23 protein-coding genes and 1 pseudogene are annotated in these 25,788 nt (G+C 69.5%); 16 read left to right on the top strand and 8 right to left on the bottom strand.

The window, feature by feature from the left end; genetic code table 11:
• Nucleotides 1-98: 98 nt before the first annotated feature.
• Nucleotides 99-428: pseudogene (locus NP777_RS01585) on the bottom strand (alpha/beta hydrolase fold domain-containing protein); the annotation flags it as partial.
• A 29-nt stretch (nucleotides 429-457) separates the two neighbouring features.
• On the opposite strand from NP777_RS01585, the gene NP777_RS01580 reads away from it, so the two are divergent.
• A complete protein-coding gene (locus NP777_RS01580) occupies nucleotides 458-703 on the top strand; it encodes an alpha/beta hydrolase fold domain-containing protein (protein ID WP_391858439.1) in 246 nt (81 codons plus the stop codon).
• Here the strand turns inward: NP777_RS01580 and NP777_RS01575 are convergent.
• The gene (locus NP777_RS01575; RefSeq protein ID WP_256648158.1) at nucleotides 663-2,411 is read right to left on the bottom strand and encodes an SDR family NAD(P)-dependent oxidoreductase; all 1,749 of its coding nucleotides are present in this window, start codon (nucleotides 2,409-2,411) and stop codon (nucleotides 663-665) included. The genes NP777_RS01580 and NP777_RS01575 overlap by 41 nt on opposite strands.
• A gap of 207 nt (nucleotides 2,412-2,618) precedes the next feature.
• Here NP777_RS01575 and NP777_RS01570 point away from each other — a divergent pair, with 207 nt between their 5' ends.
• On the top strand, nucleotides 2,619-3,059 hold the full coding sequence (locus NP777_RS01570; protein WP_256648157.1) for a MarR family winged helix-turn-helix transcriptional regulator: 441 nt from the start codon (nucleotides 2,619-2,621) through the stop codon (nucleotides 3,057-3,059).
• 9 nt (nucleotides 3,060-3,068) lie between these two features.
• Here the strand turns inward: NP777_RS01570 and NP777_RS01565 are convergent, their stop codons facing one another.
• Nucleotides 3,069-3,845 (bottom strand): DeoR/GlpR family DNA-binding transcription regulator, encoded by a 777-nt coding sequence (locus tag NP777_RS01565; RefSeq protein ID WP_256648156.1) that lies wholly within the window; start codon nucleotides 3,843-3,845, stop codon nucleotides 3,069-3,071.
• A 486-nt stretch (nucleotides 3,846-4,331) separates the two neighbouring features.
• Between NP777_RS01565 and NP777_RS01560 the strand changes: the two genes are divergently transcribed.
• From NP777_RS01560 to NP777_RS01545, 4 genes are read left to right on the top strand one after another with little or no spacing between them, the layout of a single operon-like run.
• Nucleotides 4,332-5,804 (top strand): APC family permease, encoded by a 1,473-nt coding sequence (locus NP777_RS01560; protein WP_256648155.1) that lies wholly within the window; start codon nucleotides 4,332-4,334, stop codon nucleotides 5,802-5,804.
• Entirely contained in the window at nucleotides 5,801-7,234 is a 1,434-nt protein-coding gene (locus NP777_RS01555; protein WP_256648154.1) for an FGGY family carbohydrate kinase, read from the top strand. Before NP777_RS01560 ends, NP777_RS01555 begins: the two co-directional genes overlap by 4 nt.
• On the top strand, nucleotides 7,231-8,670 hold the full coding sequence (locus tag NP777_RS01550; RefSeq protein WP_256648153.1) for an NAD(P)/FAD-dependent oxidoreductase: 1,440 nt from the start codon (nucleotides 7,231-7,233) through the stop codon (nucleotides 8,668-8,670). Before NP777_RS01555 ends, NP777_RS01550 begins: the two co-directional genes overlap by 4 nt.
• Nucleotides 8,667-9,926, top strand: a complete 1,260-nt coding sequence (locus tag NP777_RS01545; protein ID WP_256648152.1) for an NAD(P)/FAD-dependent oxidoreductase — start codon at nucleotides 8,667-8,669, stop codon at nucleotides 9,924-9,926. The genes NP777_RS01550 and NP777_RS01545 overlap by 4 nt, the downstream gene beginning before the upstream one ends.
• A 97-nt stretch (nucleotides 9,927-10,023) precedes the next feature.
• Here the strand turns inward: NP777_RS01545 and NP777_RS01540 are convergent, their stop codons facing one another.
• The 3 genes from NP777_RS01540 to NP777_RS01530 all read right to left on the bottom strand — a co-directional run bounded on the left by NP777_RS01540 (nucleotide 10,024) and on the right by NP777_RS01530 (nucleotide 12,792).
• Nucleotides 10,024-10,860 carry an SGNH/GDSL hydrolase family protein gene (locus NP777_RS01540; protein ID WP_256648151.1) on the bottom strand — a complete coding sequence of 279 codons (837 nt, stop codon included), beginning with the start codon at nucleotides 10,858-10,860 and terminating at the stop codon, nucleotides 10,024-10,026.
• 361 nt (nucleotides 10,861-11,221) lie between these two features.
• Nucleotides 11,222-11,980 (bottom strand): 3-hydroxybutyrate dehydrogenase, encoded by a 759-nt coding sequence (locus tag NP777_RS01535; RefSeq protein WP_256648617.1) that lies wholly within the window; start codon nucleotides 11,978-11,980, stop codon nucleotides 11,222-11,224.
• A gap of 23 nt (nucleotides 11,981-12,003) precedes the next feature.
• Entirely contained in the window at nucleotides 12,004-12,792 is a 789-nt protein-coding gene (locus NP777_RS01530) for an acetoacetate decarboxylase (protein WP_256648150.1), read from the bottom strand.
• A gap of 380 nt (nucleotides 12,793-13,172) precedes the next feature.
• On the opposite strand from NP777_RS01530, the gene NP777_RS48405 reads away from it, so the two are divergent.
• From NP777_RS48405 to NP777_RS01515, 3 genes are all read left to right on the top strand, one after another.
• Entirely contained in the window at nucleotides 13,173-13,358 is a 186-nt protein-coding gene (locus NP777_RS48405) for a hypothetical protein (RefSeq protein ID WP_391858438.1), read from the top strand.
• A gap of 44 nt (nucleotides 13,359-13,402) precedes the next feature.
• Entirely contained in the window at nucleotides 13,403-14,581 is a 1,179-nt protein-coding gene (locus tag NP777_RS01520; protein WP_256648616.1) for an MFS transporter, read from the top strand.
• A gap of 282 nt (nucleotides 14,582-14,863) precedes the next feature.
• Complete coding sequence (locus NP777_RS01515; RefSeq protein ID WP_256648149.1) at nucleotides 14,864-15,472, top strand: ALF repeat-containing protein; 609 nt, start codon at nucleotides 14,864-14,866, stop codon at nucleotides 15,470-15,472.
• On the opposite strand, the gene NP777_RS01510 is transcribed toward NP777_RS01515, so the two are convergent.
• Together NP777_RS01510 and NP777_RS01505 are read right to left on the bottom strand one after the other, a co-directional pair.
• Nucleotides 15,369-16,136, bottom strand: a complete 768-nt coding sequence (locus tag NP777_RS01510) for an MGH1-like glycoside hydrolase domain-containing protein (RefSeq protein ID WP_256648148.1) — start codon at nucleotides 16,134-16,136, stop codon at nucleotides 15,369-15,371. The genes NP777_RS01515 and NP777_RS01510 overlap by 104 nt on opposite strands.
• A 230-nt stretch (nucleotides 16,137-16,366) precedes the next feature.
• Nucleotides 16,367-18,196, bottom strand: coding sequence for a sigma-54-dependent Fis family transcriptional regulator (locus tag NP777_RS01505; protein ID WP_256648147.1), 1,830 nt, complete (start codon nucleotides 18,194-18,196; stop codon nucleotides 16,367-16,369).
• Nucleotides 18,197-18,475: 279 nt separating this feature from the next.
• Between NP777_RS01505 and NP777_RS01500 the strand changes: the two genes are divergently transcribed.
• The 7 genes from NP777_RS01500 (at nucleotide 18,476) to NP777_RS01470 (ending at nucleotide 25,710) form a co-directional block, all read left to right on the top strand.
• Nucleotides 18,476-20,119: a methane monooxygenase gene (locus NP777_RS01500; RefSeq protein ID WP_256648146.1), complete on the top strand. Its 1,644-nt coding sequence runs from the start codon at nucleotides 18,476-18,478 to the stop codon at nucleotides 20,117-20,119.
• An 82-nt stretch (nucleotides 20,120-20,201) separates the two neighbouring features.
• Nucleotides 20,202-21,245 (top strand): FAD-binding oxidoreductase, encoded by a 1,044-nt coding sequence (locus NP777_RS01495; protein ID WP_256648145.1) that lies wholly within the window; start codon nucleotides 20,202-20,204, stop codon nucleotides 21,243-21,245.
• Nucleotides 21,246-21,304: 59 nt separating this feature from the next.
• Nucleotides 21,305-22,411, top strand: coding sequence for an aromatic/alkene monooxygenase hydroxylase subunit beta (locus NP777_RS01490; RefSeq protein WP_256648144.1), 1,107 nt, complete (start codon nucleotides 21,305-21,307; stop codon nucleotides 22,409-22,411).
• Entirely contained in the window at nucleotides 22,408-22,764 is a 357-nt protein-coding gene (gene mimD, locus NP777_RS01485; RefSeq protein WP_256648143.1) for a propane 2-monooxygenase effector subunit MimD, read from the top strand. Before NP777_RS01490 ends, mimD begins: the two co-directional genes overlap by 4 nt.
• A 164-nt stretch (nucleotides 22,765-22,928) precedes the next feature.
• A complete protein-coding gene (locus tag NP777_RS01480) occupies nucleotides 22,929-23,960 on the top strand; it encodes an amidohydrolase family protein (RefSeq protein ID WP_256648142.1) in 1,032 nt (343 codons plus the stop codon).
• Complete coding sequence (locus tag NP777_RS01475) at nucleotides 23,957-24,688, top strand: iron-sulfur cluster assembly protein (RefSeq protein WP_256648141.1); 732 nt, start codon at nucleotides 23,957-23,959, stop codon at nucleotides 24,686-24,688. Before NP777_RS01480 ends, NP777_RS01475 begins: the two co-directional genes overlap by 4 nt.
• A complete protein-coding gene (locus NP777_RS01470; RefSeq protein WP_256648140.1) occupies nucleotides 24,685-25,710 on the top strand; it encodes an NAD(P)-dependent alcohol dehydrogenase in 1,026 nt (341 codons plus the stop codon). Before NP777_RS01475 ends, NP777_RS01470 begins: the two co-directional genes overlap by 4 nt.
• The last annotated feature ends 78 nt before the right edge of the window (nucleotides 25,711-25,788 follow it).

Genomic DNA, 25,788 nt, shown 5'->3' with positions numbered 1-25,788 from the left:
CGGCTTGAGGAGCGGTCCGTCCAGGGGCGACGGCGCACCGCCGGCTCCCAAGACGCTGGGCTGCCCGAGCCCAGCGCCTGAATGGCGGCGGCCGGCGCTCACAGGGCGCCCAGTGCCCGTACGCGATTGCCGACCGCGCGGCGGCTGACGGCTGCCGCGGGATCGAAGGTGCCGAAGGCGTGGGGTACGGCGGGGTACTGGATCAGCTCGACCGGCACCCCGGCGCGGCTGAGCCGTTGTGCGTAGGCGATGTTCTCATCGCGGAAAATGTCGAGCTGACCTGTTTCGATGTAAGCGGGTGGAAGCGTGCCCAGGTCGTCGGCGCGGGCGGGGGCGGCATAGGCGGGGGTGTCAGGGCCGCCTGCCGCATCACCCAACAGGCAGCGCCAGCCGGTGAGGTTGTCCGCCGCGCTCCAGGTCGCCGTGTCGGCGAGGTCGGGCTGGGCGAGATCCGGATGTGTCGGTCCTCTACGGTGAGGTCGCCCCGGACACGCCGCCGGTGCACCTCGTCACGGCGGGATTCGATCCGCTGCGTGATGAAGGTGAGTCCTACGCCGGCAAGCTTCGTTCCGCGGGCGTCCCGGTCACAGCCGTCCGCGAAGCGGACCTGCCGCACGGCTTCCTGCCGTTCGTCCATCTCGGCCCCCGGTTCAACCAGGCCGTCACCGCGAGCGCTCACGCGCTGCGCCGGATGCTGGGCTGACCGGTTTCCCCTTCTGCCTCCGGCGCTGTAGCACCGACCGCTCTTCCTGACTATGACCAGACAAAGGACTTGTGTCATGCACGTACAGATCGCGCTCTACGACGGCTTCGACCCCCTCGATGTCCTTGGTCCCTTCGAAGTCTTCCACTCCGCGGGCGAGTTCTCCGGCGGAGAGGTGTCCACCGAGTTCGTCAGTGCCGAAGGCGCACGGGAAGTGGTCAGTGGATTCCCGTCGATCAAGCTCACCGCGACCTCCGCCGTGGACGTGAACAAGAAAAGCGTGATCGTCGTCCCCGGCGCCGCGGGAGGTCTCTCGCTGGATCCCGGCGTCGCCGGGGGCATCGGCTGGATTCCCGGCCAGGCGGGGTCCACGGATCTGCCGGGCCTGCTGCGCGAGGCGCTGGCCCGCCCGGACATGACCGTTGCCACCGTCTGCGGGGGTTCCATCCTCCTCGCCCATGCCGGTCTGGCGGACGGCCGTCCGCGGTGGAAGTCGCCGGCGTCCACGCCCGGATTGCGGCGGTGGAACTCCCGTAGCAGCACTCCGGCGGCGAGCTTGGCCCGGGGCGTAGGTGCGGTGGCCCGTCACACGCGGCTCTCCCGCGAGGGCGGCCGCGAGGTTCTGCGGGGAGAGGACCGCGTTGGCGTGGGACCGGGAGTTGGTCAGAAGGACGCGGCCGGTACCGAGCGGCCCGGCGAGCTGTGTCATCAGCAGCCACGGCGCCAGGGCGTTGGCCTGGAAGTTGGCGTCGATCCCGTCGTCGGTGAGGCGCGGGGGCATGACGCCTCCGGCGTTGAGTGCCAGTACGTCGATGTTCGGCACGGCGCGGGCCAACCGCGCGGCCAGGCCGCGCGTCTGGGACAGGCTGGTGAAGTCGGCCGTGTAGGTGGGCGCGTGCAGGTCCTCGCCGATGGCCCTTGTACGTTTCTCGTCGCGACCCACGAGGTGCAGTGCGGCGCCCTGGGCGCTGAGGAGGCGGGCGGCCTCGGCGCCCAGACCCGAACTCGCCCCCGTCAGCACGATGGTCTTGCCCGTGAGGTTCAAGGGAGCGTCATCCTTTCGGTGCGCCGCTGACCGAGAGGCGGTTGGCGGTGGGGCTGGGGATTCGACGGCGTCCAGCAGGCACTGGGCCAGGTCGGCGCGGCTGATCGCCAGGGGTGAGGGGGTTTTGATGTCGGGGTGGGCGGCCCAGGCGGGCGAGGCGGGCTGGTCGGTCAGCGAGCCGAAGCAGGCGATGGTGAAGTCGAGCCCCGAGGCGGCGAGGATCGCCTCCGCGGTGTCGAAGTCCTGGTAGTCGCGGCGGATGAGCAGCCGGGTCAGCGCCTTGAGCGGCCACGCGGTGTGCTGTCGTGAGGCGCCGCTTCCCCAGGCCAGTGGCATGGCGATACGGCGTACCCGATGCAGATGCATGGCGGCCACCAGATTCGCGGTGGCGCGGGCCATCACGGCCGAGCCGGTACGTGCCTTGAGCCAGAGCGGATTGCCCAGTGCGCTGACGATCGCGTCCTGCCCGTCGACGGCGCGGCGGACGGCGGCCAGATCGTCGCCCACGGCACCCTCCACGATGCGCGGCCCCGGCGTCTCGGCCTGCCCTGCGCCTCGTCGTACGAGTGCGGTGACCTGGTGTCCGCGCTCCAGGGAGTGGGTGACCAGCTGCCTGCCCAGACCGCCATTGGCGCCGACCACGAGGAGCTTCATCTTCGTCATCTCACTTCATCTGGATCACCAGGCATCCGCGGTGATCGTCCTGGCGGCTCCACGGGGGTGCACGGGTCACGGCAAGATCCACTCCCGTCATGTTTCAGTGGGTATGAAACTCGGGGCCCAGTCCTGCGCCGCGCCCGCTGGAAGTGGAGATTGCCCGGATCTCCAGTCAAAGCCAAACTGAAACTTTATGAGGAGGAACGAGGAGTCGTGACCGCCCAGCCCCCGCCCACCAGCACCGCCTTCCTGCTCGCCGCCCTGGGCCGGCGAGCACGTGAGGACGTCGAACGGGCGCTCAAGCCGACCGGTTACACGCTGCGCCACCTCTCGGCCCTCGGTCACCTGATGGGGGAACCGGGAATGTCCTACAGCGAACTGGGCCGCAGGGCAGGGATCACCGCACAGAGCGCCCAGGCCACCGTCCGGCAACTGGAAGAGCGCGGTGCCGTCGAGCGCCGCACCGACCCCGGACGGGGCCGCACCGCGGAACTCCACGTCACGGCGAGCGGCCAGGAACTCCTCCGGGCGGGGCGCGAGGCCTACGCCGAAGTGGATGCCGCCCTGGAACGCGTACTCGGGAAGCAGCGGCGCCACGACCTCACCGGGCTTCTCCTGTCGGCGTTGTCCGGAGGCCCTTCAGGGAGTGGCTGAGCCGGTGCTTTACGGCCGAGTGGTCGACGCCACGATGACACTGCCTCCGGCCCGGCTCAGGGCGGTGCGCAGTTCGGCCGGGCACGGCTTGTCGGTGACGAGGGTGTCGAAGCCGTTCAGCTCACACACGCGATGTGCTGCCGTGCGGCCGAACTTGCTCGAATCGGCCAGCACGTAGCGGTGGGAGGCGTTGTCGAGCATCGCGCGCTTGGTGGCGACCTCATCGAGGTGGAAATCGGTCAGGCCGTAGGTGGCGATGCCGCCGGAGCCCAGGAAGACGGCGTCGGCCCGCAGGTTGCCGAAGAAGTCGACGGCCTGTGCGTTTGAGCAGGCCAGGTCGCCGGGCCGGAGCCGACCGCCGCTGACCAGGACCTCCACCCGAGGGCGCGTGCTGACTTCCGTGGCTACGAGCAGGGAGGGGGTGGCGACGACGCCGACGTGATCGGCCGGCAGGGCGCGGGCCACTTCCAGAGCAGTGGTGCCGACGTCGATGACGATGGTCTGGTTCGGCTCGATGAGCGCCGCCGCGGCCCGTCCGATCGCTTCCTTCTCCGCGGCCAGCGTGCCGCTGCGCTCGTTGAAGGATGCTTCCTCCCCGACCGGCGCCTGGCGGCTGGTGGCGCCGCCGTGCACCCGGGAGAGCTCGCCGCGGCGCTCGAGCAGCGCGAGATCCCTGCGGATCGTTTCGTGGGAGACGCCGAGCAAGGTGGTGAGGTGATCGGTGGTGATGAAGTTGAGCCGGGCGATCTCGGCGACGATTCTGCGATGGCGCTCGGCAGCGAGCACGGCTCACCCCTCGATGGTGACTGCTTCTGTGGACCTGTGACTGAATCCTACCGGTGCCCGGACCCCTCCCGAGTTGGATCACGGCCCTCGTGCGGGCTTCGCCGTGCGGGTGATGGGCCGCGATCGCCCGGCTGTCCCGGGGTTTGCGGGCAGACGAACCCTTGACGCGATGCGTGCCCTAAGCCACACTTCCAGAAATCGACGGTCAGATTCCCACGGAATCGGTCACCCTCGGGCGTGGCCAGGCCGTGCCGCGCATGCTCGTGGCATGGCCTCGGTCCGGCCCAGGTGCGGCGGTCGCGCTCGTCCGCCCCGGACGGGTGGGCCGGTGGCGTCGATCACCTTCGGTTTCCTTCACGTCCGACGGCCCCCACCCGCAACACCGGGGGCACCCCCCGAGCAGGGATTCGAGTCATGGCACATGCAGATGAAGGTCTTCACGCAGTGGGACCAGACGCCCCGACGAGTGGCGAGGGTCCCCAGCGCATGTCCCGGGAGCTGGGCTGGTACGCCTCGTTCTCCGTGGCCTTCGGGTTCGTGTCGATCGCGACGGGCATCTTCACCACCTATGGGTCGGTGCTCGCGAGCTCCGGTCCCCGTGGCATCTGGGCCTGGCCCATCACGGTGATCGGCCAGCTGTCCGTCGCCCTGGTCTTCGGCGCCCTCGCGGCCCGGATTCCGATCAGCGGCTACTCCTACCAGTGGGTGTCCAGGATCGTGGGCCCGGTGTGGGGCTGGATCATGGGCTGGATCTCGTTCGCCTTCCTGGGCGTGGTCCTCGTGGCCGTGGACTACACGATCGCTTCCACCATCCTTCCCGAGCTCTTCCGCTACGTCGGAACGACACAGAACGCCTGGGCGATCACGGCGTGTGTGGTGCTGCTCCAGGCCGTTCTCGTCGCCGCCTCCACCCGGACCACGCACCGGGTCAACAACGTGGCGGTGACGATCCAGCTGATCGGCATGGTCGCCCTGACCACGCTGCTGTTCGTCGTGGGCGCCTTCACCGGAAAGCTCGATTTCGGGCACCTCTTCGACAGCGGACCGGTCCCCGAAAGCGGCTACTACGCGCTGGGCGGCGCCACCCACGCCGGCCCGTTCGCCCTGGCATTCCTGCTCGGCGCGTTCACCATCGTCGGTTTCGAGTCGGCGGCCAACCTGGCCGAGGAGACGCGGAACCCGGCCCGGGTCATCCCCAAGGCGATGGCGCAGGCGGTGCTGTCGCTGGGCGTGCTCGGCTTCCTCTTCCTGGTCGCGATCACCGCCGCGGCCGGCCGGGTCAGCGGCGTGGGCGCGTCGGCGACTCCGGTCGCCACGGTGATCACCGCCGTGCTGGGGTCGGTCGTCGGAAAGATCCTGCTGGTCCTCGTCGTGGTCTCGATCTTCTCCTGCGGACTGGTGATCACCCTGAGCGGCACCCGGCTGGTGTACGCGATGGCCCGGGACGAACGTTTTCCCGGCTGGCAGTTGCTGAAGCGCATCGACCGGCGTACGGCGACTCCGCTGAACGCCTCGGTGTTCATGATGCTGATCGCCCAGATCATCCTCGCGGTTTTCTCCCGCTCCACGGACGCGCTCTTCCAGCTGTTCTCCGCCGGTACGTTGCTGCCGGCCATCATCTACGCGGGAACCGTCGCGATGTACGCGGTCAAGCGCCGGTCCCTGCCTCCGACCAAGGGCTTCGCACTGGGCCGCTGGGAGATTCCGGTCCTCATCGTCGCCGCTGTCTGGCTGCTGTACGAGCTGCTGATCTTCCGCGACGCCTCGTTCCGCGGCCCGTGGACTTACATCCTGGTGCTGTTCGCGCTCGGCGCCGTCTATCTCGCCGGGTTGCTCGCGCTCAGGCGCCGGAGCGGGCTGACCATGCCGGACCTGGCGGACGTCGATCGCGTGCTGGACACCACCGGCACCGCCACCCGGAAGCCGAGTGACGTCGCCCCCGGAGGTGGTGCGCGATGACCGCGATCCTCGCCATCGATCAGGGGACCTCCGGCACGAAGGCCATCGTCGTCGACGACGCGGACGGCACCGTCGCGATCGCCGAGGAGACCATCTGTCCCGCCTATCTGGCCGGGGGAGGCGTCGAACAGGATCCGCACGAGCTGCTCGAATCCGTCATCGAGGCCGGCCGCAGAGCCATCGGCGCGGCAGGCCGGCCGATCGACTGCGTGGCCCTGGCCAATCAGGGCGAGACCGTTCTGGCGTGGGATCCCCGAACCGGGGCGCCCCTCTCACCGGCCATCGTGTGGCAGGACCGCCGCGCGGAGAGCGTGTGCCGGGAACTGGCCGCTCATGCCGAACGGATCGCCCGGCGCACCGGGCTGGTCCTGGACCCTTACTTCTCCGCGCCGAAGATGGCCTGGCTGCGCCGCAACGTCACCCGCGAGGGCGTGGTGACGACCACGGACACCTGGCTGGTGCACCAGCTCACCGGCGAATTCGTCACCGACGCCGCCACCGCGAGCCGGTCGCTGATCCTCGACCTGGACAGCGTGACCTGGGACGGCGAACTCGCCGATCTCTTCGGTCTCGGGGAGGAACGGCTGCCGCGCGTGGTCGCCGGCGACGAGATCGTCGGCACCACCCGGGCCTTCGGCGGGGACATCCCGGTGGCCGGCCTGATCGTCGACCAGCAGGCGGCGCTGCTGGCCGAGAACTGCCTGGAGCCGGGCACGGCCAAGTGCACCTACGGCACCGGAGCCTTCCTGCTGGCCAACACCGGCCGGAACGCGGTGCGATCCGCTGCCGGTCTGACCACGTCGGTGGCCTGGCGGATCGCCGGGCAGACGCCGTACTGCGTGGACGGTCAGGTCTACACCGTCGCGTCCGCGGTGCGCTGGCTGCGGGACCTCGGCCTGATCCGGTCAGCCACCGATCTCGACGCGGTGGCCGCGGCGGATGCCGGGGGAGCGCTGTGCGTGCCGGCCTTCGCCGGTCTCGCCGCCCCCTGGTGGGCGCCGCGGGCGGCCGCGTCGTTCACCGGACTGACGCTCGCCACCCGTCGCGAACACCTCGTCCTGGCCGTCCTGCAAGGCGTCGCCGCCCAGGTCGCCGAGTTGTGCTCCCTGGTCGCGGCCGATCTGGGCCGGCCGCCGACCCGGCTGCGCGCCGACGGCGGACTGACCCAGTCCGCCACCCTGATGCAGGCCCAGGCCGATATCGGCCAGATCCCGGTCGACATCTACCCCCACGCTCATGCCACCCCCCTCGGCGCGGCCGCCCTCGCCCGCCGCGCCCTCGACCCCACGCTCAGCCTCGAGGAGGCGGTCGGCGACTGGCAACCGGCCACCGTCTACGAACCCCGCTGGTCCCCGGACCGGGCCGAGGAGTTCCGCACCACATGGGCACAGGCCGCCGCGGCCTGTGCCGACAAGGGAGAACACACATGACCGCCACACCCCACCGCCCCGCGGGGGGCGTCTTCGACGTCGCCGTCATCGGCGGAGGCATCGTCGGCGCGGCCATCGCACGCGAGCTGTCCGGATGCGACGTCTCCGTCGCCTTGCTCGAAGCCCGCGACGACGTGGGCGACGGGACGAGCAAAGCCAACACCGCCATCCTCCACACGGGCTTCGACGCCAAGCCCGGCACGCTCGAATCCCGGCTGGTCGCCCGCGGCTACCACCTGCTCAGCGCCTACGCCAAGGCCACGGGCATCCCCGTCGAGCACACCGGCGCCGTACTGGTGGCCTGGACCGGGGAAGAGCTCCGGGCGCTGCCCGGCCTGAAGGAGAAGGCCGAGGCCAACGGCTACGAACACTGCCGGATCGTCGACGCCGACGAGGTCTACCGCATCCTTCCCGACCTCGCGGACGGCGCGCTCGGCGGACTGACCGTGCCGGACGAGTCCATCATCTGCACCTGGACCACCAATCTCGCCCTGGCCACCGACGCACAGCGGCGGGGCACCACGATCCTGCTCCAGCACGCCGTCACCGGCATCGACGAGGGCCCCGAGAGCACCACGCTGCACACGTCCTCGGGGGACGTGCGGGCCCGCTGGGTCGTCAATGCCGCCGGCCTGGGCGCCGACCACATCGACCGGCTCTTCGGCCACGACCGATTCACCGTCACCCCGCGCCGCGGCGAGCTGTTCGTCTTCGACAAACTCGCCCGCCCCATGGTCGACAAGATCGTGCTGCCGGTCCCCACCTCGCGCGGCAAGGGCGTGCTGATCTCCCCGACCATCTACGGCAACGTCATGCTCGGCCCCACCGCCGAGGACCTCACCGACCGCACGGACACATCGACATCCGAGGACGGCTTCGACTTCCTCCTCCGCAAGGGCGAAGGGCTCATGCCCCGGCTGCTGGCGGAGGAGATCACCGCGAGCTACGCCGGTCTGCGCGCGGCCATCGACCACCCCGACTACCTCATCGAGGCCACCCCCCAGCAGCGCTACCTCCTCGTCGGCGGAATCCGTTCCACCGGACTGACCGCAGGCATCGCCATCGCCGAACACGCCCGCACCCTCCTGGAGGAGGCGGGCCTGAACCTGCGTTCCCGCGGTGACCTGCCCGAGCCGCCCCGGATGCCCAACATCGGCGAAGCCGCCCAGCGCCCCTACCAGGACGCCGACCTCATCGCCCGCGACCCCGCCTACGGCACCATCGTCTGCTTTTGCGAACGCGTCACCGAAGGTGAGATCCGCGACGCCTGCCACGCCCCCCTGCCCGCCCGCGACCTCGAGGGGCTGCGTCGCCGCACCCGCGCCATGAACGGCCGCTGCCAGGGCTTCTTCTGCGGAGCGGCCGTAACGGCCCTGAAGGAAGAGCACCACGGCCACGACGGCCGCGACAGCCGACAGCACAAGGACAACCGATGACCCAGCAGCCGTCCCTGATCACCCCCGACGTCCTGATCATCGGCGCCGGACCGGCGGGCCTGACCGCGGCCGCGGAACTGGCCTCCCGGCACGGCGGCCGAATCCTCGCCGTCGACCGCGAACCCGCCGCCGGCGGCATTCCCCGCCACAGCGACCACACCGGCTACGGCCTGCGAGACCTGCACCGTGTCATGTCCGGACCCGCGTACGCACGCCACCTCGTGCGGCGGGCCACCGCCGCCGGGGCCGAGATCCGTACCCACACCATGGTCACCGGATGGTCCGACGACCACACGGTCGATGTCACCGGCCCCGAGGGCCGCTACCGGATCCGCCCCCGGGCCATCGTGCTGGCCACCGGTGCCCGTGAACGACCCAGGACCGCGCGCCGTGTCCCCGGCGACCGCCCGCACGGTGTCTACACCACGGGGCAGCTCCAGAACCTCGTCCACCTCCACCACCGCCCCGTCGGCAAGCGGGCCGTCATCGTCGGCGGAGAACTGGTGAGCTGGTCGGCGGCCGTCACCCTGCGCGAAGCGGGCTGCACACCCGCCCTCATGATCAGCCGGTATCCGAAGGCCGAATCCTACGGTGTCTTCAACGTCGCGGGACGCGCCGTGCTGCGGGTCCCCGTCGCCACCCGCAGCCGCGTCACGCGGATCATCGGCAAGGGCCGCTGTGAGGCCGTCGAGATCGAGCACCTGGACACCGGCCGACGCCGGACCGTCGCCTGCGACACCGTCGTCTTCACCGGTGACTGGATCCCCGACCACGAACTGGCCCGCACCGCCGGGATCACCCTCGACCCCGGCACCCTCGGTCCCCTCACCGACACGGCCCTGCGCACCAGTCGGCCCGGTGTCTACGCGGCGGGGAACATGCTGCACCCCGTCGACACCGCCGACATCGCCGCCCTCGACGGCCGGCACGTCGCCCACCAGGTCATCAGCTACCTCCAGGGCATGCGCGAACACGCCGAGGGGGTACGTCTGCTCGCCGACGCCCCCTTCCGCTGGGTGGCCCCGCAGATCCTGCGCCCCCAGGACCCCGCGCCTCCACGCGGCCGACTCCTGCTGTGGAGCGATCAGTTCGTCCGCTTCCCGAAGGTCGCGGTCCGGCAAGACGGGCGCGTCATCACCCGCCGCTCCCTGTCCTGGCCGGCCGCGCCCGGGCGTGTCTTCCGCGTCCCCTCGAGCGTGCTCGAGGGAGTCTCTCCCAGCGGGGGACCCGTGCACATCGGACTGGAGCGGGTCTGAAGGCGCGGGCTCCGGCCGGCCGAAGCCCTGCGGGGCGGTGGTGGGTCCGGCGGGGGAGCGGCGGGCTGTCCGGCGGCGCCGCACAGCCCGCCGTCGGTCAGCCCGCGAGCGCGGTCAGCAAGGGCAGGTATCCGTATTGGTGCCCGGCCTTGTTGGGGTGGTAGGACTCGTTGATCTTGTCCCACTCCAGACTTGTCACCCAGGTCTCGCCGTGCGAGCAGATGGTGTGCGGGTCGAAGGCGCCACGTGGGTCGAGGAAGGTGAACCCGGCCCTCGTGGCCTGCTCCGCCAGTACCGAGTCGAGGGTGTCGGCAAGCGAGTTGAGCGCCGTGCGTTCGGTGTCGCTCAGCCCGAAGATGCCGCAGGTGCCGCCGATCGTGTATAGCCGCGGATAGCCCACCACCACGACCTTGGCGTTCGGCGCCTTCGCCCGCACCGACGCGTAGGCGCTTGCCAGGGCGCTCGGCAGGTTGCTGGTCGCGATGGCCTTCGCGGCCTCCACCCCGGCGACGCAGTCCTTGTCGTCGATGGTGAGGATGCAGTGCGTCATGGTGTCGACGACGCCGACGTCATTGCCGCCCACCTGCACCGTCACCAGTGTGGTGTCCGCGGTGAGTTGCGGCACCTGCCGGCTCTGCAGCTCCGCCGTGGTGGCCCCGGAGCACGACGCCTCCACGAAGGCGTACGAGGGGTGCTGTTGTGCCCACAGCCGGGGGTAGGCCAACGGGCCGCGGCGGCACGCGTCGTCGGGGTTGTCGTATACCCGTGTGCCGGGCGCGACGGCGTATGAGTCGCCGAGGGCCACGTATGTACCGGCGGCCGCTGGCTCAACCTCGGCGGCGTACGCACCGGGTGCCGCCGTGACCGCCAGGCAGGCGGTGGCCAGGGTGAGGAAGAGGGAGGCGAGGCGTCTGTGACGTTTTGAAGAGCGCATGCTTCACTCCTGGAGTGTGGGTGCCGTCTCAGCGGAGGAACTGTCAGCCCTGAGAGGTTCCGTGATCAGAGCGAGTGCCTTGCCCTTGCTGGAATCGCCTGGCCCGGAATGCATGGTGGCCTGCACCGGGTCCATGCACTCGGCGGACCGTGGTCGAGAGGCGAAGGACACGGACCCGCCGACCATTTATCGGTGGCTCTGTCCGTCCTTCGAGCGCGAGCTTGGCAGTCGACCCGGGAAATGCATATGGAGCCCAGCGGCATACCGGGAATCTCGACAGTGTTGCCCGGGGCCATAGGGGGAAGATGCGAGTGCGTCTACCATTGGCGTCCGGAAGGACGCTGGTCAATGTCGCCCGTGTTCAGCGGGCCGTCCAGCCCCCGTCGATGACGATGTCGGTGCCGGTCATCGCGGCCGCCTGGGGACCGCACAGGAACGCCACCGCCTCGGCCACCTCCTCCGGCTCGACGAGACGCTTGAGAGCGGCTGACTCCAGAAGGACCGAGTCCAGGACCTCCGCCTCGGTGATGTGGTGGGCGCGGGCCTGGTCGGCGATCTGCTGGTCCACCAGCGGGGTGCGCACGTAGCCGGGGTTGACGCAGTTGGAGGTGACGCCGTGGGGGCCGCCCTCCAGTGCGACGACCTTGGACAGGCCCTCCAGCCCGTGCTTGGCCGTCACATAGGCGCTCTTGAACTCGGAGGCACGCAGGCCGTGCACCGATGAGATGTTGACGATGCGTCCCCACCGCTGCGCGTACATGGACGGCAGAGCCTTGCGGATGATCCTGAACGGAGCCTCAAGCATGATGCGCAGCATGAGCGAGAAACGCGCCGGATCGAATTCGTGAACGGGCGCCACCTGCTGAATCCCCGCGCAGTTGACGATGATGTCGGCCTGTGGAATCAGCCCGTCGAGAGCGTCGAGGTCGGACAGGTCCGCGGTGATCGCTTCGCCGCCGGTCTCGTGTGCGAGGTCTCGTACGGCTTGCTCGTTCAGGTCGAGCCCGATGACGTGGGCGCCCGAGCGTGCGAGCCGTACAGCGGTGGCCCGGCCGATGCCGCTGCCCGCGCCCGTGACGAGGGCCCGGCGGCCGGTGAGGGCGGGAAGGGCAACCGGCATATCGGTTCGGTCAGATTGAGCGCTCACTTGAGTTCCTTCCGGCTGGAAAGGGGGGTATTCGTGCGGGAATCATGCGGCTGGGCCAGGTAGTCGTGTGCGATCTCGGCGCGCGGGAGGGTGAGGTCGGTGAGTACGTGTGTGGCCTTGACGATGTCGAGCACCGGCAGATCGGCCAGCGGGGCCAGCGCATGCTCGAACAGTTGGAGGCGTGCGGGCCCCGTCCAGGCGCCGCGGACAGTGAGGTCGGTGATGCGGGAGCACACCAGTTCGCAGATCCGCGGAGCGCCGTCGTACCCCGGAAGCACCTTCAGCATGTAGGTGGGCGCGGCGATTTCCGCTCGCGCCTCGCGCTCGCTGAGCTCCGTGTGTTTGAAGCCCATGGTGGCGGTCGCCACCCGGAGCGATCCGTAGTCCAGGGTGCCGACCAGTGTGTCGGAGTCGGTGTACAGGCGCGGCTTGCCCAGCTTCTTGGGATACGCGCTTGCCTCGCGGCCCAGGGATATCGCGGGCCCGTTGTCCAGGTACATGCAGTGGATGTAGTCGGCCGGCTCACCCTGGTGCCGGACCCGCAGGACCTGACCGGACTCGGTGTAGTTCCCCAGACCGCTGCTGTCGGGCATGCGGATCACCTCGAACCGCACCAGCGGCTCGCCGACCTCCAGCGGTTCGGGAACCACCGCCCGCATGGCGTCGGGGTCGGTGCGATAGGTGATGTTCAGGTACTCCCGGCTGAGGAAGCGGTACGGGCCGTGGGGGTAGGCCGGTCCGCTCACCGGAGTGGCAGAGGTGCGGAGGATACCGCCGATGTCCATGGGGTCGCCTGTCCATGCGGCGCGATCTTGTCTGGTGCCGGGCGGTCTCGCGCCGCGGGCCGTCCGGCTTTCTCGGCTTCGACGTTAGGGACCGGGCAGCGGCGACGGAAATACGAGGCTGCCATGATTTATGCAGTTCGCGTATGGATGTTGAACCGCGGGAGGCCCACGGGGACGGTGACCACCGATGTCAGCGGCCGGTCCGCCGGCCACGGAGAGCGGGCCGGTAGGCTGGTGGCCTGCGGCAGCCTGTGTGATTGCTGCGCGGCGGTGGGGCTCGCCGTACTCGAGCCGCGGCACTGGTGCCGCCTACGGTCCCTACTTGTGAGCAGACGCACCCACATGCCCGGGAGCCGCACGAGTAGGAGACACAACCGGCGATGAACCCACCACGCGACCCGGCCATCGAGTTCACGGATCCCGCGCACCGGCTGGTGCGGCCCTTTTTCGGCACCGGCCTGCGCGGGGCGCGCCCCTTCGCCGCTGCCGACGTGGTCGCCGACGTGGTCGCCGGGCTCGGAGCCGCGCTCCTCGGCGCGGCCTTCGCGCAGGCGGTGTGGGCATGAAGCCGGTGCCGGGGGCCGAAGCACCTATGGACGGGACGGTGGGAATGCGGCCGTGGCGGTTCGTGGTGTGGTTCGGCACGGTCAGCCTGCTGGCCGACTTCGTCTACGAGGGCGCCCGCTCCGTCACCGGCCCGCTGCTCGCATCGCTGGGGGCTTCCTCCCTGGTCGTCGGCGTGGTCACGGGTGCGGGTGAGGCGGCGGCACTCGGACTGCGGCTGGTCTCCGGGCCGCTTGCGGATCGCACGCGCCGCTTCTGGGGCCTGGCCATCGCCGGATACGCGCTGACGGTGGTCTCGGTGCCGCTTCTGGGCGTGGCGGGGGTGCTGTGGGCGGCCTGCGTGCTGGTGATCGCCGAACGAGTCGGCAAGGCGGTGCGCTCCCCGGCCAAGGACACCCTGCTTTCGCATGCCACGGCGGCCACCGGCCGTGGCAGGGGTTTCGCCGTCCACGAGGCCATGGACCAGATCGGCGCCCTGGTGGGCCCGCTGCTGGTGGCCGGGGTGCTCGCGCTCACCGGTGACGACTACGCCCCGGCGCTGGGCGTCCTGGCCGTGCCCGGTGTGGCGGCTCTGGGGGTGCTGGTCTGGCTGCGGACCCGCGTCCCCGACCCCGAGGCGTACGAGCGCGAGGCGGTTCCCAGGACGCCGCGGGCCGCGTCGGGGGGCCGTCTGCCGACGGCGTTCTGGACGTATGCGGCGTTCACCGCGGCCACCACTGCCGGGTTCGCCACCTTCGGTGTGCTCTCCTATCACCTCGTCCAGCGCCACCTGCTGACCACCGCCTGGGTACCCGTGCTCTACGCCGGCGCCATGGCCGTGGATGCCGTCGCCGCGCTCGCGACCGGGTGGCTGTACGACCGGCACGGCCCCCGGGTCCTGGTGGTCCTGCCGGTGCTGACCGCCGCGGTCGCGTGCCTGGCTTTCACCGACACCGTCGCGCCGGCCGCGGCCGGTTCGCTGGTGTGGGGCGCGGCCATGGGCATCCAGGAATCCACTCTGCGCGCCATGGTGGCCGATCTGGTGCCCTCCGGGCGCAGGGCGACCGCCTACGGCATCTTCGCCGGCGTCGTCGGCGCCGCCAGCCTCGCGGGTGGTGCGCTGACCGGTGGCCTGTACGGCTACTCCATCCCCGTGCTGATCACCGTTGTGGTGGGCATCCAGGTCCTCGCCCTGGCCCTCCTGGCAGTCACCGCCGCCGGCCGTACCAGGGTCGGGGCAGGGTGAGGTGGCCCGTCCGTTGTTCGAGCGGGACGGTCGGCCTGACCCCGTGACCGCTGTTGCCGCCGCGCACGGCCGAACCACGCGAACGGCCGTTCAGCCGACGGCATCTCGCGGCGAGCCAGGAGCGAGGCGGCCGTCGGTGATCAGGGCGGCCGGCCCGCACGGGGCCCTGAAATCCCCGCACCGCACGGGCACCGTTTCCGGATTAATCGATTCCTCGTGCGATTTCGGTGCGCATGGGAGATCATCTGGATACCTGAAGTTCGAACACGGAGGCACATATTCATGAGACCGACGCGTGCCGTTCTGCTCGTCGTGGCCACCGCCCTGACCCCAGCCCTCCTCTTCACCGCCCCGGCGTTCGCCAACGGTTCGGCGGCCCCGGTCACCACCACCGTGGCGACCGTGTCCGACACACCGGTGGACGAGATGTCGGAGGACGAACTGCGTGCGGCGATCGCCGCCATCCTGGCGGACGAGGACAGCGGCCGGGGGGTCGTCCGAGAGGCCAATGAGGCCCTCAACGGCACCGTGGACGACATGCGCGCCTTCTTGAAGACCGGCTATCGACTGGCTCAGGCCGAGGACGACCGGGTCGCCATCGCCCGCATTCTCTACGCGGCGAGGCAGAACAATGACAAGCGAGTCATCGGGGAGGCCAACAAGCTCCTCGACAACAACTCCAACAACTCCCCGGAGGAGATGCGCGCCTGGCTGGAGACCGGCTATCGACTGGCCCAGGCCGAGGACGACGCCGTCTACATAGCTCGCCTGCTCGCGGCTCCGGACATCAGTGATGCCCTGCGCGCCGCGGCCAACGCCGCCCTCGACGACGGCTCCCCGGAGGGCCTGCGCTACTTCCGTGAGGTGGGGCAGTACGAGGTGGCCGGTTAGGCAGGCAGGCGACGGACCTGGCGGTCACCTGCTCGGGGGCGGAGTCCTCGCCGTACTTGTCGAAGAACCGGAAGTGCTCGGAGCCGGGGTGCACCGGGCCACCGGAACAGTAGGCCGGGTCGTTGCGAGCGACGCTCGGAATGACGTACGAACCCCAGAACTCCTCGGGATTGAGCAGGTGTTCCGCCACCAGGATCCGGGCTCGGTCCTGTGTGGCGAGACCGGCGAACATCGGGTAGAAGACGGTCGGCGTCACCACCTCGTTCCAGGTTCCGTCCAGGTAGCGGCTCAGGTACAGGCGCTTGCCGGGATGCCACAGCCGGTCGTTGAGCAGTCGCCGGATCGTCTCGTGCCGTGCCGCGAAGCGGGCGGCGTCCTGTGGCCGATCCAGCACCCGGGCCATCTTGGCCAGGGTCTCGGCGAGCAGCGCGTAGTAGGAGTTGAGGGCCACGTCGGTGAGGTCGGTGTTGTCGCGGCGGTCGCCGCTGCCGCCCCGCTTGGCGATCCGGTGGTATGCGGCGTAGACGGGGCTGTCGTCCAGTCCGAGGTGGTTGCCCCGGCCGCCGACCCGGTCTCCGAAGTAGGGGCTCTCCAGCAGGCCGTCTCCGTCGGTGCCCCACTCCGGCAGGAGGTCGTGGTGCTTCACCGAGGAGTGGTTCGACATCGTCGGTCATGTCCTGCGCACCGCGGAGCGCACCGGCATGCGCCGGCAGCACGGCGGAAGTCCACGTCCCCACCTCCGGCGGCCCTGCCGGGGCCCCACCGGGAGCGGCCCTTGTGCGCACCACCGGCACCGAGGCGGTCTACCACGTCGGGTCGGGCCGCTGGACCTTCCGCTCGGGCGGTCAGCCTGCGGTGCCACGCCAGTAGCGTCGCCGGCGGCACCGGGAGAACTCATGGCTGCGGAAGTTCGATGCCGTACTCATGGATCTTGCGGTAGATGGTGGCGCGGGAGACTCCGAGCGCTCGGGCGGCTCTGCTCCGGTTGCCGTTGGCATCGATCAGGCTGCGCACGATCGCATCGCGTTCGAGGGACTCCAGGGGGCTGAGCACCCGGCGGGACACCGTCTGGCATTCGGGAGGCAGGTCGCTCGCCTCCATCACACCGGACCTGCGGTGCTGCACCACGGTACTGAGGATCTTCCGCAACTGGGCGACGTTCCCGGGCCAGGTGGCGCGCATCAGCAGCCGCATCGCGGCGGGGGAGCAGGTCAGTGTCGTGGGCGAGGTCAGCTTCGCGAGGAGGAACGGGACGAGTTCGGCCATGTCGTCGATGTGGTGGCGCAGCGGTGGGACCTCCATGGCCGCGGGAAATACGCGCAACAGGCCGGCGAGGTCCTGATCGTGCCCGGGGGAGCAGTGGGTCGCCGTCACCCACAGGCGCTCCTCGTCCTGTCCGGCGGCCCGGCGCCGTTGGTGCATGCGCTGGTGAGAGCGCAGGAGATCGGTGAGGGCTCGGGCGCGATCGGGCGGCAGCCGGTCGATGTGCCGTAGCACCAGTGCGCCGCTGCCCTGCTGGAGTTCCTCTCGCACACGGGTCAGGAACGCGGTGGAGCCGGTCGCTTCGGCGGCGTCCAGCACACGGAAGCGGCCGGCGGGCTCGTGGTGGCGGTACACGGCGCGCAGCAGAGCGAGCTTGCCGGTGCCGGCCTCCCCGTGCACGGTGATCCATTCACCGGCCCGGTAGTGCGTGCGCACCTGTTCCAAGGCGCGCTGCCACACGGCGGAGGAGCCGACGAGGCCGGGCAGCATGGGACGGAAGGCCGGTGTGCCGGGCCGCGGCCGCGCGGTCGTCCCGGTGAGCCGGACGCGGAAGACGCCACCGGCAGGGCCCGATGGGGTGTGCACCGGGGCGCAGGACATCCGGACCCTCGCGCCGCTGGGCAGATCCCTATCGATCATGACGCGTTTCTTGCCCCTCATGGCCTCGACGGCGGTGGCCAGCAGCGCGGCCTGGTCCGAGGCCGTGAGCGCCTGGCGGGCGTGGTCATTCATCATGACGACGTCGTTGTTGAGTGCGAACACGATGCCGCGGCTGTGCCGGCAGGCCCGCAGGTACTCCTCGAACAGCGCGAACTCCCGAAGTCCGGTCATCGTCGTCAGTTCCCGCTCGATATGCTCGGCCGTGGCCTTGGCCAGCGCCGACAGCAGCGGCGAGGCGTCGCGGCTCCAGCAGGTCAGGTCCAGGACGCCGAGCAACTGGCCGGATACGGGGTGGCGCACCGGCACTCCGAAACAGCCGAACTCCTCGAGGCCCTCGGCATAGTGTTCGTGTCCGAACACGCCGGTGGCCTGGCGGCCTTCCAGGGCCGTGCCGATGCCGTTGGTCCCCACGAATTGCTCCGCGTAGCTGAAGCCGGGGGCGAGCTGCACCCGGTCCAGGTGGCGCTCGAGCCGACGGTCCCCGGTGCGCCGGTCCAGGACGAGGCCTGCCGCGTCGGTGAGGATGACGCTCACCGGCTCATCGCTCACCTGTTCCTGAAGCCGATTGAGGACCGGTGCGGCGCCGAGCACCAGCGGGGTCTCGAGGTCCGGGTCCCTGGCGTACGCCAGCTGGACATGGTCGGCTTCGACCTTCCAGCTCTTCGATCTCCACCACGAGGCCGCGATTGTCTCGCGTACCTGATTCGAGTCGACGGACCCGGCTGTCAGGAACCGCTCCCGTGCCGCCGCGAGTACACGCCCGCGCGGCGGATGCGGAGCATCGGAGTCGTTCGAGCGCATCACGTCTCCCTGGACCGGCTCGTGCCAAACCGGAATCACGTCCGGCGCGTTTCGGCCATGCAACCAGGTCGGACACACCAGTGGAAGACTGCGGGATTGTCTCATATTGAGACCTCTCCCAGCTGCCGAATGCCCTGTGATTTAGGGCACCAGGACGCCATCGCCCGGTACGCCCCCGCGATCGCCGGGTCGTACCGGGTGACACCCGGGTGATCAGTGCGGTGACGGCGACGTCGCGGGCACCGGAGCCGCGCACCACCCATCCCCAGGAGGCATGGAGTGAGCCGACAGAGTCTGAGCAAGGCGCACAAGAAAATCACCGAGCTGTCGTGGGAGCCGACCTTCGCCACACCGGCGAAGCGGTTCGGCACCGACTACACGTTCGACAAGGCCCCGAAGAAGGACCCCCTCAAGCAGATCCTGCGCTCCTACTTCCCGATGGAGGAGGAGAAGGACAACCGCGTCTACGGCGCGATGGACGGCGCCATCCGCGGGAACATGTTCCGCCAGGTGCAGGAGCGCTGGATGGAGTGGCAGAAGCTGTTCCTGTCGATCATCCCGTTCCCGGAGATCTCGGCCGCCCGGGCCATGCCCATGGCCATCGACGCGGTTCCCAACCCCGAGGTTCACAACGGCCTGGCGGTGCAGATGATCGACGAGGTCAGGCACTCGACGATCCAGATGAACCTCAAGCGCCTGTACATGAACCACTACATCGACCCGGCCGGGTTCGACGTCACCGAGAAGGCGTTCGCGAACAACTACGCCGGCACCATCGGCCGGCAGTTCGGCGAGGGCTTCATCACCGGCGACGCGATCACCGCCGCCAACATCTACCTGACCGTGGTCGCCGAGACCGCCTTCACCAACACCCTGTTCGTGGCCATGCCGTCGGAGGCCGCGGCCAACGGCGACTACCTGCTGCCCACCGTGTTCCACTCGGTGCAGTCGGACGAGTCCCGGCACATCTCCAACGGCTACTCCATCCTGCTGATGGCGCTGGCCGACGAGGACAACCGCAAGCTGCTCGAGCGCGATCTGCGCTACGCGTGGTGGAACAACCACTGCGTGGTGGACGCCGCGATCGGCACCTTCATCGAGTACGGCACCAAGGACCGCCGCAAGGAGCGGGACAGCTACGCCGAGATGTGGCGCCGGTGGATCTACGACGACTACTACCGCAGCTACCTCATCCCACTGGAGAAGTACGGCCTGGTCATCCCGCACGACCTGGTCGAGGAGGCGTGGGACCGGATCTACACCAAGCACTATGTGCACCGCGTGGCCCAGTTCTTCGCCACCGGATGGCCGGTCAACTACTGGCGCATCGACCCGATGACCGACCAGGACTTCGAGTGGTTCGAGTCGAAGTACCCCGGCTGGTACAACCAGTTCGGCCGCTGGTGGGAGGAGTACAACCGGCTGCGCTACCCGGGCCGCAACAAGCCGATCGCGTTCGAGGACGTCGGCTACGAGTACCCGCACCGCTGCTGGACCTGCATGGTGCCGTGCCTGGTCCGCGAGGACATGGTGGTCGACAAGGTCGACGACCAGTGGCGGACGTACTGCTCCGAGACCTGCCACTGGACCGACAAGGTGGCCTTCCGCCCCGAGTACGAGGGCACCCCGACCCCGAACATGGGGCGGCTGACCGGAAAGCGCGAGTGGGAGACGCTGCACCACGGCCGGGACCTGGCAGACATCATCGCCGACCTCGGCTACGTCCGCGACGACGGCAACACGCTGATCCCGCAGCCGCATCTGGACCTGGACGACCCGAAGAAGCTGTGGACCCTCGACGACGTGCGCGGCATCCCGTTCGCCAGCCCCAATGTGCTGCTCAACGAGATGTCCGACGCCGAGCGTGAGGCGCACATCGCGGCCTACAAGGCAAACCCGAACGTCACCTCCGCCACGGCCTGACGCCGACCCGTACCGGCCCTCGCCGCGGCGCGCAGCCGCGACGTGCCGTGGCGAGGGCCCTCACCTTACGAGGAGCGGCATCATGGCCGACACGCACAAGGTGCGATTTGAACCGGTAGGCATGGAAATCGAGGCCGACGAGGACGAAACCGTCCTCGATGCCGCGTTCCGGCAGGGCGTCATGCTGATCCACGGCTGCAAGGAGGGCCAGTGCTCGGCCTGCAAGTCCTTCCTGCTCGACGGCGATCTCCAGATGGGCCGGTACTCCACGTTCGCCCTTCCCGACTTCGAAAGGGACGAGGGGTACGTGCTGCTGTGCCGGTCACACATCTACAGCGACACGGAGATCGAACTCGTCAACTACGACGAGGACATGATCAGGTCCGGTCTGCCGGTCGTCACCGTACAGACCGAGGTGGACTCGCTGGTGGAGCTCACCCATGACATCTCCCTGCTGCGGCTGAGGCTGCCCGCGGAGTCGCAGTCCACCCTTCGCTTCCACCCCGGCCAGTATGTCGACATCACTGTCCCCGGAACCGACGAACACCGCTCCTTCTCCATGGCCAACCACTCGGCGGCCGAGGGCCATCTGGAGTTCATCATCAAGCGCTACCCCGGGGGCCGGTTCTCCAGTCTCCTCGAGGACGGACTCGCGGTCGGCGACCCGCTGCGGGTGACCGGCCCGTACGGCACCTTCACCCTGCGCGTCGCATCCGACCGCCGCCTGGTTTTCATCGGCGGTGGCGCCGGAATGGCCCCCATCCTGTCGCTGCTGCGCCAGATGGCCGAGAGCGGGAACGAGCGGGAGGCGGTCTACTACTACGGCGCCCGCACCGAAGGCGACCTGATCCAGCTCGCCGAACTGGCCCACCTCGCCGAGCAGTTGCCCTCCTTCCGCTTCGTGCCCTGTCTGTCCGGGCGCCGGCCGCGGGACTGGGCCGGGGAGACCGGCCTGGTCACCGACGTGCTGGAGCGCCAGGAGGACGACCTCGCCGACTGCGACGTCTACCTGTGCGGCCCGCCGCCGATGATCGACGCCGCCCTGTCGCTGCTGGCGGGCATGGGGGTGCCCGAAGAACAGATCTTCTTCGACAAGTTCACCATCACCGCCGCCGCCGGGGACTGACGGATCGCTGACGGATACCGGTTCCACCCATGAGCCAAGAGACAGAAAGGTGCGCGCCCATGGCCACAGCGGAGAATACCGCGCCAAGGAGCTTCCCCCGTATCGAATTCACCGGTGCGGAAGCGGGCCTGAAGGAGTTCCCCGGCTCGAAGAGCCGCTCCTACAACTACTTCACGCCCCGGAAGAAGCGGGCGACGATGTACGAGGACGTCACGGTCGATGTGCAGCCCGATCCGGAGCGACACCTGAGCCAGGGCTGGATCTACGGGTTCGCGGACGGCAAGGGCGGCTACCCCCTGGACTGGACCGCGCTTCGGTCCGGCGACTGGCATCTCTTCCTCGACCCGAATGAGGAGTGGGAGCAGACGATCTACCGGAACAACTCCAACGTCGTCCGGCAGATCCAGCTCAACCTGGAGAACGCGAAGAAGGCCGGCGCGTACCGCGACTGGCCGATGGCCTGGGTGACGTTCCTGGAGCGGCACCTGGGCGCATGGATGCACGCCGAGCACGGACTGGGCATGCACGTGTTCACCTCCGAGCAGCGTTCCGCGCCCACGAACATGATCAACACCGCGATCGCGGTGAACAGCGCCCACAAGCTGCGCTTCGCCCAGGACCTGGCCCTGTACAACCTGGACCTGTCCGAGGCGGAGATCGGTTTCGACGGAGCGGCCCACAAGGAGGTCTGGCACGCCGATCCGGCCTGGCAGGGAGTACGGGAGAACGTCGAGCGGCTCACCGCCATCGGCGACTGGGCCGAGTCGCTGTTCGCCACCAACGTGGTGTTCGAGTCGCTGGTCGGCGCGCTGTTCCGCAGCCACCTGGTGATGCAGATCGCCGCGCGCAACGGCGACTACGTCACCCCGACGCTGGTCGGCACCGGGGAACACGACCACGACCGCGACCTGCGCTACACCCGCGCGCTGTTCCGCATGCTCACCACGGACGAGACCCACGGTGAGCACAACCGGGACGTTCTGCGGGGCTGGCTGGAGACATGGGTACCGCTGAGCGTCCGGGCGGCACACGAACTGCAGCCGATCTGGTCCCAGCCGCAGGAGAAGCCGGCCACCTTCGCCGACTCCTTCGACGCCGCGACGGCGGGCCTGCGCGGCCTGCTGTCCGACTTGAACCTCTCCGAGCCGAAGGGACTGTCGCAGTGACCGCCGGCAAGAGCCAGAAATTCGACTCCGACCGCACCTTCTCCAACCTGTGCGGCGTGACCTTGATGAACAACCAGAACGGCCATGTCGTCGCCGAGGTGATGCGCGGCAGGTCCGGCGTGTCCGTCGAGGAGTACCCGTCGATGATCCGGGTCGACGGCGAAGGGAAGCTGCTCTTCGACTTCGATGAGATCTCCGAGGCGATCGGCTTCGAGTTCGACCAGACCGACTTCGAAGAGATCATGTCGACCCACTACGGACGCATGGTCCACTTCGACGACAAGACGATGCTCTTCGCCAGCCCGGAGGAAGCGGCAGAGTACATCGACTTCGACCTCAAGCCCGTCCAGTAGCGCCGGTACCGCGGTTCCGCTCGCCGAGCGCCCGGCGGACGCTGTCCCGCACATCGGCACCAGGACCGGTCCGGGGAGTGCGTACGTCCCAACGCGCCTCCCCGCGCTCCCCGCACTCCCCGGACCGGGGACCTCACCCACTCACCAGGAATTCGAGGTAGCACATGTACACCAAGGACGGCGTGGATTACTTCGTGGTCGACGGCCACATCCACTTCTGGGACGGCAGCGAGGAGAACACCGCCAACAAGTACGGTGAGGGCTTCATCCGCTGCTTCCACGACTACCAGCGCAACCTCAGCCCCGCCGAGTGGGTGTGGCCGCTGGAGAAGTTCCGCAAGTACTCCGAGCAGGACCTGATGCACGACCTGTTCGAAACCGGATACGTGGACGTGGCCATCTTCCAGCCCACCTACCTCAGCGAGTTCTACGTCAACGGCTTCAACACCACCGAACGCAACGGCCGGCTGGCCGCCAAACACCCCGACCGGCTGATCGTCAACGGCTCCTTCGACCCCCGGGCCGGGGAGGCGGGCCTGGCCGAGCTGGAGCGACTGGCGGCCGAGTGGCGACTGCGCGGGATCAAGCTCTACACCGCCGAATGGCGCGGTGACTCCAAGGGCTGGAAGCTCACCGACCCGGGCGCGCAGGACTATCTGGCCAAATGCGCCGAGCTGGGGATCCGCAACATCCACGTCCACAAGGGCCCCACCATCTGGCCGCTGAACCGCGACGCCTTCGACGTCGCCGACGTCGACCACGCCGCCACCGCGTTCCCGGAACTGAACTTCATCGTCGAGCACTCCGGCCTGCCGCGGCTCGAGGACTTCTGCTGGATCGCCACCCAGGAGCCCAACGTCTATGCCGGCCTGTCGGTGGTCATGCCGTTCGTCCACTCCCGGCCCGGCTACTTCGCCCGGGTCCTCGGCGAGCTCCTGTACTGGCTGGATGAGGACCGCATCACCTTCGGCAGTGACTACGCCATCTGGAGCCCGCGCTGGCTCATCGAGAAGTTCGTCGACTTCCAGATGCCCGAGGAGCTGCAGTCCGAATACGGCGTCCTCACCACCGACGTCAAGCGCAAGATCCTCGGTCTGAACCTTGCCCGCCTGTACGACCTCAAGGTGCCGGAGACCGCCCTGTCGGCCGCCGCCACCCCGACCGCGAAGATGTCCGCCGGGCAGGTGCCGGCATGACCCCGGTCACCGCCGCGAGCGCACCCCCCACCGGGGCCGCCGAGCGGTCCGAGGCGGTCACCGCCGCCCTGGGCACGGTGCTGGACCCCGAACTGGACCGGCCCATCACCGAACTCGGCTTCGTCCGCAGCGTCAGCGTCGACGGCGGGCGCGTGGCGGCGCGGCTGAGGCTGCCCACCTACTTCTGCGCTCCGAACTTCGCCTGGCTCATGGTGGAGGGCGCCCGCCGGGCGCTCGCGGGCCTGTCCTGGGCCACCGAGGTGACGGTCGTGCTGGAGGACCACTTCTCCTCGGACGAGATCAACCACGGGGTCGCATGCGGCCAGGAGTTCGCCGAGGCGTTCCCGCTGCTGTCCGACCCCGACCGGCTGGAGGAACTGCGCCGGACGTTCCTGCGCAAGGGGCTCCTGGCCGTACAGGAACGCCTCGGGCGGCGCCTCACCGACCACGGGTGGACCACGGGCCAGATGGCCGAGGCCCGTCTGGGGGACCTGCCCGGCCGGCTGACCGTCACCCTGGTGCGCCGGCGGAAGGCGCTCGGCCTGCCCGCCGCCGACGGTGATCCCGTCTTCACGGACGAACGCGGGCGCGCCGTCCTCCCCGCCGGCATGGAGGCGCACCTGCTGCGGTGCCGTACCACCGCCGTGGGCATCGCGGCGAACACCGAGATCTGCGAGGGGCTGCTCGTCACCCGCTACGGCCCGGACCCGAAAGGCGGCATCGCGTGAAAGCCGTACGACTGCATGCGTACCACCGCACACCGGTGGTCGAGGAGGTACCCGAACCCACGATCACGGGGCCGCTGGATGTGATCGTCCGGGTCGGCGGAGCCGGGCTGTGCCGGACCGACCTGCATATCGTCGAGGGCCAGTGGGCGGAGAAGTCCGGCGTGGGGCTGCCGTACATCCAGGGCCACGAGAACGCCGGGTGGGTGCACGAGATCGGCAGTGCGGTGACCGGCCTGGCTGTTGGCGACCCGGTGATCCTGCACCCCCTGGCCACCTGCGGCCTGTGCCCGCCCTGCCGCCGCGGCGACGATGTGCACTGCGAGAACTCCGCCTTCCCCGGCATCGACTCCGATGGCGGATTCGCCGAACTGATCAGGACCAACGCACGCGCCGTGGTCAAGCTCGAGGACGGGCTCGCCCCGGCGGACGTCGCGGCCCTCGCCGACGCCGGGCTGACGGCGTATCACGCGGCGAAGAAGGCCGCGCGGCGGCTGGCCCCCGGCCGGCGGGCGGTGCTCATCGGGGCGGGCGGACTCGGCCACATCGGAATCCAGGCCCTGCGTGCGCTGAGCCCCGCCGAGTTGATCGTCGTCGATCGCTCGCCGGAGGCCCTCGAACTCGCCGGGACCCTGGGCGCCCGGCACACCGTCGTCGCCGACGGCACCCAGGTGGAGCGGGTACGAGAGCTCACCGGCGGATACGGCGCCGAAGTGGTCATCGACTTCGTCGGTGAGGGCGGCGCCCTGGAGGACGGCCTGGCCATGCTGCGCCGGGCGGGCGACTACCACGTGGTGGGCTACGGAGGGCTCCTGACGGTGCCCACGATCGACATCATCTCGACCGAGATCAACTTCATCGGCAACCTGGTCGGCTCCTACACCGACCTGGCGGAACTCATGGCCCTGGCCGCCCAGCACAAGGTCGCCCTGCACACCGCCGTCTACCCTCTGACCGACTTCGCCGAGGCCCTGCGCGACCTGGACGAGGGCAAGGTCCGCGGCCGGGCCATCCTCGTTCCCTGATCCGGGCGTCCTGCCCCCGCGTCCGGACAGGACGTTTCGTTCGCGGCAACCGCTGCACCACATTCACCACCGGCCCGA

The sequence above is a fragment of the Streptomyces rugosispiralis genome (assembly GCF_024505145.1).
In the GTDB taxonomy this organism is placed as follows: Bacteria; Actinomycetota; Actinomycetes; order Streptomycetales; family Streptomycetaceae; genus Streptomyces; species Streptomyces rugosispiralis.
The sequence above is the reverse complement of the archived record's forward strand: the minus strand, read 5'-3'. Positions and strand labels throughout refer to the sequence as shown.

Excerpts from the sequence above, each read along its gene's own strand:
- NP777_RS01575 (WP_256648158.1), bottom strand. The coding sequence starts at position 2,411 with ATGACGAAGATGAAGCTCCTCGTGGTCGGCGCCAATGGCGGTCTGGGC.
- NP777_RS01560 (WP_256648155.1), top strand. The coding sequence starts at position 4,332 with ATGTCCCGGGAGCTGGGCTGGTACGCCTCGTTCTCCGTGGCCTTCGGG.
- NP777_RS01555 (WP_256648154.1), top strand. The coding sequence starts at position 5,801 with ATGACCGCGATCCTCGCCATCGATCAGGGGACCTCCGGCACGAAGGCC.
- NP777_RS01550 (WP_256648153.1), top strand. The coding sequence starts at position 7,231 with ATGACCGCCACACCCCACCGCCCCGCGGGGGGCGTCTTCGACGTCGCC.
- NP777_RS01545 (WP_256648152.1), top strand. The coding sequence starts at position 8,667 with ATGACCCAGCAGCCGTCCCTGATCACCCCCGACGTCCTGATCATCGGC.
- NP777_RS01540 (WP_256648151.1), bottom strand. The coding sequence starts at position 10,860 with ATGCGCTCTTCAAAACGTCACAGACGCCTCGCCTCCCTCTTCCTCACC.
- NP777_RS01535 (WP_256648617.1), bottom strand. The coding sequence starts at position 11,980 with ATGCCGGTTGCCCTTCCCGCCCTCACCGGCCGCCGGGCCCTCGTCACG.
- NP777_RS01530 (WP_256648150.1), bottom strand. The coding sequence starts at position 12,792 with ATGGACATCGGCGGTATCCTCCGCACCTCTGCCACTCCGGTGAGCGGA.
- NP777_RS48405 (WP_391858438.1), top strand. The coding sequence starts at position 13,173 with ATGAACCCACCACGCGACCCGGCCATCGAGTTCACGGATCCCGCGCAC.
- NP777_RS01520 (WP_256648616.1), top strand. The coding sequence starts at position 13,403 with ATGCGGCCGTGGCGGTTCGTGGTGTGGTTCGGCACGGTCAGCCTGCTG.
- NP777_RS01515 (WP_256648149.1), top strand. The coding sequence starts at position 14,864 with ATGAGACCGACGCGTGCCGTTCTGCTCGTCGTGGCCACCGCCCTGACC.
- NP777_RS01510 (WP_256648148.1), bottom strand. The coding sequence starts at position 16,136 with ATGTCGAACCACTCCTCGGTGAAGCACCACGACCTCCTGCCGGAGTGG.
- NP777_RS01505 (WP_256648147.1), bottom strand. The coding sequence starts at position 18,196 with ATGCGCTCGAACGACTCCGATGCTCCGCATCCGCCGCGCGGGCGTGTA.
- NP777_RS01495 (WP_256648145.1), top strand. The coding sequence starts at position 20,202 with ATGGCCGACACGCACAAGGTGCGATTTGAACCGGTAGGCATGGAAATC.
- NP777_RS01490 (WP_256648144.1), top strand. The coding sequence starts at position 21,305 with ATGGCCACAGCGGAGAATACCGCGCCAAGGAGCTTCCCCCGTATCGAA.
- NP777_RS01480 (WP_256648142.1), top strand. The coding sequence starts at position 22,929 with ATGTACACCAAGGACGGCGTGGATTACTTCGTGGTCGACGGCCACATC.
- NP777_RS01475 (WP_256648141.1), top strand. The coding sequence starts at position 23,957 with ATGACCCCGGTCACCGCCGCGAGCGCACCCCCCACCGGGGCCGCCGAG.